This is a genomic window from Streptomyces sp. NPDC018000, assembly GCF_044328025.1.
Classification (GTDB): domain Bacteria; phylum Actinomycetota; class Actinomycetes; order Streptomycetales; family Streptomycetaceae; genus Streptomyces.
Map to the genome: position 1 here is coordinate 1 of NZ_JBIRGM010000049.1, position 7,410 is coordinate 7,410.

Annotated in this window: 2 protein-coding genes; both read right to left on the bottom strand. The window is 69.6% G+C overall.

Annotated features, from left to right (window positions below):
- A partial coding sequence (locus ACH4EW_RS32235) for an amino acid adenylation domain-containing protein (RefSeq protein WP_398263083.1) occupies positions 1-2,648 on the bottom strand: 2,648 nt, incomplete at its 3' end.
- The coding region (locus tag ACH4EW_RS32240) for an amino acid adenylation domain-containing protein (protein ID WP_398263085.1) at positions 2,645-7,410 on the bottom strand (4,766 nt) is incomplete at its 5' end. The genes ACH4EW_RS32235 and ACH4EW_RS32240, both read right to left, overlap by 4 nt.

Consider the following 7,410-nt stretch of genomic DNA (forward strand, 5'->3'; position numbering starts at 1 on the left):
GCCTGCGACACCGCGGGATACCGGGCCAGAACCGCCTCGATCTCACCCAACTCGATACGGAAACCCCGCACCTTCACCTGGTCGTCCGCACGCCCGACGAACACCAGCTCACCGTCGCGAGTCCAGCGGACCACATCCCCGGTGCGATACATGCGTGTGCCCGGACCACCGAAGGGATCGGCGACGAAACGCTCCGCACTCAGCCCGGCACGGCCCCAGTACCCACGCGCCACCCCCGCACCGGCAATGTACAACTCCCCGGTCACTCCCGGCGCCACCGGACGCAGACCCCCGTCCAGCACATACACCCGGGCATGAGGAAACGGCCGGCCGATCGGCACCGCACCCGAAGCAGTCGCCTCCCCCACCGCCACAACAAAATCACAGCAGTTGACGGTCCCCTCCGTCGGACCGTACGCATTGACCACCCTCACCCCGGGATGCTCGGCACGCCACCGCTCCAGCACCGGCCCCTGCAACGCCTCCCCGCCCGTCACCAACGTGCCCGACGGCAGCATCCCCTCCGGCAACTCCGACGCCACCGACAAATGACTCGGAGTCACCTTCGCGATCGACACACCCCCCGCCGCCACCACCGCATCAGGCACACGCACATCCGAACCCCACTCCGCCAGCCACACACAGCCACCCCTCACCAGCGGCGTGAACAGCCCCGTCACCGTCAAGTCGAACGCCACCGACGTACTGACCAGCGACACACCCGCCATGTCCCCGTACGCCCCCGCCGCATACCCCACATACGCAGCCACACTCGACCGGGACACAACCACACCCTTGGGACGCCCCGTCGACCCCGACGTATAAATCGCATACGCCGCACACGAATCCGGTACCCGCAGTGCGGTGTCGGAGGAGTCCTGCCGGGCACTCTCCTCCACCACCACGTCGTCCAGCACGAGCGACGACGCGCCCGACGGCAACATCCCCACCAAGTCCCGGACGGTCACCGTGACCGCGGGTTCGGCATCAGCCAGAACGTAACCGATGCGCTCCGCCGGGTAGTCCGGGTCGATCGGCACATACGCCCCACCCGCCTTCCACACCGCCAGCAACGTCACCACCAGATCCACCCCACGAGGCAGAAGCACCCCGACAAACGACTCAGCCCCCACACCACGCCCGACCAACACCCGCGCCAGACGATTCGCCCGCGCATTCAACTCCCCATACGAGACACACTCGTCCCCGCACACCACCGCGACCGCATCGGGCGTCTGCCCGACCTGCCGCTGGAAACGGTCCACGAGGGACTCGGACACAGCCGGCGCGACGCCGGTGTCGTTCCACCCCTGCGTAATCCGCTTCCGTTCGTCCGTCCCGAGCAGGTCGACACCGCCGACCGGGCCTTCCGGTTCGCGGGTGACCGCGTTGAGGATCCGCTGCAGGCCGTCCGTGTACCGGTGAGCGTCCTCGGGGTCGATCAGGTGCGGCTGGTACTTGATGCACAGTGTCAGCTCTGCGCCCGGGATCGCGAGCAGGTAAACGGGGTAATGCGTCGCGCTCTGCGCTTCCACGCCCGCGACCCGCACGTCATCGAAGAGGCTTTCGAGGCTCTCGGCGTCGAACGGGTAATTCTCGAAGACGGTGACCGTGTCGAAAAGTTCACCGTGTCCGGCCCAGCGTTGAACGTCCGCCAGGCCGGCATAGTGGTGGTCCGCAAGCTGAGCCTGCTCCCGCTGGAGCCGTGTGACGAGGTCCTTGAGAGATTCGGCAGGGTCGACGCTCACGCGCACCGGCAGGGTGTTGATGAACAGCCCCACCATCGACTCCACACCCGCCAGTTCGGCGGGACGCCCCGACACCGTCGCACCGAACACCACATCGGTACGGCCGGTCATCCACGACAGCACGAGCCCCCATGCGGCCTGCACCACCGTGTTCAGCGTGACGCCCCACTCCCGCGCACACCGGCCGAGCTTCTGCGTCGTGTCCGCGTCCAGCGTGACGGTGATCGCCTCGGGAACGACGGCGGTGTGGCTTCCCCCCGCCGGCCCCACCAGCGTCGGGCTCTCCACCCCCGCCAAGGCGTCGCGCCAGACGCGCCGGGACTCGTCCCGGTCACGGTCGGCGAGCCACCGCAGATACTCCTTGAACGGACGCACCTGCGGCAGATCGCGGTCGTCACCGCCCTGTCGGTACAGCCACAGCAACTCACGCAACAACACGGAGGACGACCACCCGTCCCACAGAATGTGGTGATGGGTCATCAGGAACCGGGAACGACCGCCACCAAGACGGATCAGCATGAACCGCACCAAGGGCGGACGCCGCATGTCGAACCGCGCCCACCGGTCCGCCTCGACCAACTCCGCGGCCGCGGCATCGGCATCCTCCGCACCCGAGACGTCCTCGTCCCGCCACGGCGCCGTCACCGACCGCGCCACCACCTGGACGGGCTGCGCCAGGCCTTCGTGGCGAAAGCCGACCCGAAGGTTCGCGTGCCGACGCAACAACGCCTCCGCCGCCGCGTGCAGCCGGTCCCGGTCGATCTCACCGTCGAGGTCGAACGCCAACTGGCGGACGTAGAGATCGGTGGGGCCCTCGTCACGGATGCTGTGGAACAGCATTCCTTCCTGAAGCGGCGACAGTGGAAGGATGTCCGCGATGTTGCGCTTCTGCGTGCTCATTCGAAACTCTCCCAGTCAGCTTCAAGAAGGTCGATCTCGCTCTGACTCAGGGTGGAAAGCGAGAAGTCGGTCGGGGTGATCCCTCCGGCGTCGGGATCCTTGGTGTGCTCGGCGATGCCGGTGAGTGCGGAGACCCACAGCTGTGCCAGGACGCGCACGTCGTCCTCCGACAGCAGCCGTGGTGCCCAGCTCCAGTTGGCCCGGAGCCGGATGAGCCCGTCCTGCTCTTCGGCAACCGCGTTGAGCTCGACCACGTGACTGAGCGGCACGGCGGGTCCGGTGCCGTGCACGGCACCGGGCAGCAGCCCCCAGTCGTGATCCTCACCCGCTGCGGTGCGCATGCGGCCGAGGTAGTTGAAACCCACCTGCGGCGTGGGGTATTGGCGGAGTACGTCGGCGGTGCCGGGGTTGAGATGGCGCAGCAGACCGTAGCCGACGCCCCGGTCCGGTACCGCGCGGAGCTGTTCCTTGACCCGCTTGATCGCCTCTCCGACGCCTGGTCCGCCGGTCTCCGACCACCGGATCCGGCCCGGGTCCAGCCACACCGGATACACCGTCGTGAACCAGCCCATCGTCCGCGACAGATCGGCTCCGGGTATCAGTTCCTCGTGCCGGCCGTGGCCTTCCAGTTCCACGACGCATCCCGGGCTCGGGGACCCGTCAGGGGCCTGGTTCCAGCGCGACAGTGCCAGGGCGAACGCCGTCAGCAGCACGTCCTCCACACCGGCGTTGTAGAGATCCGCGGTCCGTGTCAGCACAATCTCCGACACGTCCGACGGCACGACCTCCGACAGCAGCCCCATGGCGCTGTACTGATCGCGCTCGGGGTCCAGCTCACCGTCGGCCACCGGGGTTCGACGGGACAGAACGGACGTCCACCAGTCCAGTTCGGACTCACGCCGCTCGCTCACCGCCTGCCGTGCCAGTTCCAGCGACCACGCCCGCAGAGCCGTGCCGACGGGCGCCAACGCCGCGGCCGCACCGCCTGACCGGGCGTGCTGCACGGCTTCCGCCAGGTCGGGCAGCAGCACCCTCCAGGAGACGCCGTCCACGACCATGTGGTGGGCGACGATCACCAGCACCCCGGGGGCCTGCGTGCCCGCGTCCAGCCAGACCAGCCGCAGCATGATCCCCGTGGCCGGGTCCAGCTCCTCCCCTGCCGCTGCGGCCCGCGCCGTCGTCTCCTCGCGCACCTCGGACCCGTCCCGGCCGCGCACGTCCACGCGGGACAGGACCGTGTCGGCGGCCGGCGAACCCGGCGCGGAGACGTCCATCACCAGCCCCTGTTCCTGGTCGTGGCGCACACAGGAGCGGAGTACGTCGTGGCGGTCGAGCACCGCCTGGACGCCGGCGAGGAGGTCCGGCCAGGTCAGCCCCGCCGGTACGCGCAGCACCTGTGTGTGGTGGTACGCGGCCCAGTCGCCGCCGCGTTCCAGCAGGGAACGAGAGATCGGCAGCGCCGGGAAGACGCCCACACCCCGGCCGGCCTCTGCGGCGTTCTCCTTGCCCTCGTCCTCGCCGACCCAGTCGGCGACCCGCGCCAGTTCCGCGACCGTGGGGTGCTCGAACAGGGTACGTACCGAGAAGCGTGAGCCCGATCGACGTGCGCGGCCGACCAGTTGAATGGACATGATGCTGTCTCCGCCCAGCGCGAAGAACGAGTCGTCGATGCCGACGTCCGCGACTCCCAGAGTCTCCGCGAACAGCCGGCACAGCAGTGCCTCCTGCGGTCCTCGGGCGGGGCGGGTCCCGGCGTTGTGCTCGTGGTCCGGTGCGGGCAGCCGGGCCCGGTCGACCTTGCCGTTGGTGGTGAGGGGCAGTGTGTCGAGGGGGACGACAGCTACGGGGACCATGTGGTCGGGAAGGCGTGTGCGCACGTAGGCGCGGAGGTCGGGCCCGGGGGCGTTGTGGCCCTGGGCAGGGACCACGTAGGCGACCAGGCGCTGGGTTCCCGGTCGGTCCTCCCGCGCCATCACCACGGCGCGGTGCACATCGGGGTGCTCGCCCAGCACCGCCTCGATCTCGCCGAGTTCGATGCGGAAGCCCCGCACCTTCACCTGGTCGTCGACACGGCCGAGGAACTCCAACTGCCCGTCCCAGGCCCACCGCACGACATCTCCCGTGCGGTACATCCGCGCACCCGGCTCACCGAAGGGATCGGCAACGAACCGCTCCGCGGTCAGTCCCGGACGGCTCCAGTACCCACGCGCCACCCCCGCACCCGCGATGTACAGCTCACCACCCACACCGGGCGCCACCGGACGCATGCACCCGTCCAGCACATACAAGCGCGCATTGGCCACCGGCCGCCCGATGGGCACCGCCGCCTCCGGCACCACATCGTCCGGCCCCACCACGAACACACAACAGCCCACCGTCGCCTCGGTCGGCCCGTACTCGTTGATCACCGTCACACCGGGACGCCGACGACGCAACTGCGCCACCGCACCCCCCTGCAACTGCTCACCACCGACCACCACATGGTCCGTGGCCGACAACTCCAAAGGCAGCTCCGACAACAGAGGAACATGCGCCGGAGTGACCTTCGAGAACGTCGCCACGAAACCTTCCGGCAACGACCCGGCCTCATCAAGCCCGGCAAACCGCACACAGCCACCCAGCGTCAACGGCACGAACACACCCGTCACCGTCAGATCGAAAGCAATCGAGGTATGCACCACCGACTGCCCCGCCAACCCCGGATACGCCTGCCCCGCAAACCACACATACGACGCCAGATTCCGCTGCTCCACCACCACCCCCTTCGGCCGCCCCGTCGACCCCGAGGTGTAGATCACATAGGCCGCACGCCCGGCCGGGGCGGCGTTCTGCATGTCCTCCGCGTAGTCCGTGTTCCGGGACGTGAGGTCCGCCGCCACCGCGGGGTCGTCCAGCACCAGGCGGGCGGTGCCTGCCGGTGTCCGCCCGAGCAGGTCGCTTGTGGTCACCGTGATGGCCGGCCGGGAATCGGTGACGAGGTAGTCGACCCGCTCGGCCGGATACTCCGGATCGATCGGCACGTACGCCGCGCCGGCCTTCCACACCGCCAGCAGCGTGGCCACCAGATCCACGCCACGGGGCAGGAGAACGGCCACACGCCCCTCCGGGCCGACGCCATGGCTGAGCAGGGCCCGGGCGAGACGGTTGGCCCGGGCGTCGAGCTGGGCGTAGGTCAGTTGCCCCGCCGGGTCCGCGACCGCGACCGCGTCCGGCGTGAGCGCCGCCTGCTGCCGGAACCAGTCACGGACCTCACCGGTTCGGATCTCCGCCGCGGTGTCGTTCCACTCCTCGATGACGCGGTGCCGTTCCCCGGCGTCGAGCAGGTCCAGGCTTCCGGCGGGCCGGTCGGGGGTGGTCGCGATGCGCGTGAGTGTGGTGATGAGCTGCCTCATCGTCGCGTTCGCCTCGTCGCCGCCGATCACGCCCGGCTGGTGGTCGAGCCGCAGCGACAGTTCCTCTCCCGGCGCGACGGCCAGGCCCAGGGAGTAGTGCGTAGCGTCATGACCCCCGGCATCGGTGATGCGGAATCCGGTGCCCTCGGGCGGGGACAGCGTCTCGGCGTCGACGGGGTAATTCTCGAAGACGGTAGCGGTGTCGAAGAGTTCGCCGTGTCCGGCCCAGCGCTGGACGTCGGCGAGGCCGACGTACTGGTGCTCGACCAGCAGGGACTGCTCCCGCTGGATCCGCTCGACCAGGTCGCGCATCGGCTCGGCCGGATTCACCGTCACCCGTACCGGAACGGTGTTGACGAACAGCCCCACCATCGACTCCACACCAGGCAGGTCGGCCGGGCGACCCGACACCGTGGTGCCGAACACTACGTCGCGCCGGCCGGTCGTCCACGACAGCACCAGCCCCCACGCCGCCTGCACCAGTGTGTTCAGGGTGACGCCCCATTGCCGCGCGCACCGGTTGAGTGCCGCCGTCGTCTCCTTGTCCAGGGCGGCGAAGACCTGCTCGGGGACCGCGGTCGTGCGGCTGCGGTCGGTCGCCAGCAGTGTGGGCTCGGCAAGACCGTCCAGGGCACGGTGCCAGGCACGCTCGGACTCGGCCTGGTCGCGTGCGGACAGCCACCGCAGGTAGTCGCGGTACGGGCGCACCCGGGGCAGTCCCCGGTCGTCGCCGCCCTGCCGGTACAGCACCAGCAGTTCGCGCAGCAGCACGGGGGTCGACCAGCCGTCCCACAGAATGTGGTGGTTGGTCATCACGAACCGGAACCGGTCCTCGGCCAGGCGGATCAAGGCGAAGCGCACCAGTGGCGGGCGGCGCAGGTCGAAGCGTGTCCACCGGTCCGCCTCCACCAGCTCCGCGGCGGCCGTCTCCGGATCGTCCGCGTCCGAGACGTCCTCGTCGCGCCACGGCACCGGCACCGACCGCGCCACGACCTGCGACCACTCACCCGACTTCCGCTGGACGAACCCGGCACGCACATTCGCATGCCGGCGCAGCAACGCGCAGGCCGCGTCCCGCAGGCGCGCACGGTCGACGTCGCCCTCGAACTCGAGCACCAACTGCGCGGTGTAGACGTCGGGCCCGGCGTCTTCGTCGTAGATGCTGTGGAAGATCATCCCGCGCTGGAGCGGTGCCAGGGGGAGAACGTCTTCCAGGCCGGGTGTCTCGGCCTCCAACTCCTCCAGGTCGGCCTGGGTCACCGTCGGATCGACGATGTCGGTGGGGGTGAGTCCGCCGGCGTTGGGATCGGTGGTGTGCTGGGCGATGCCCTTGAGCGCTTCGGCCCACAGATCGGCCAGCTCGCGCACCG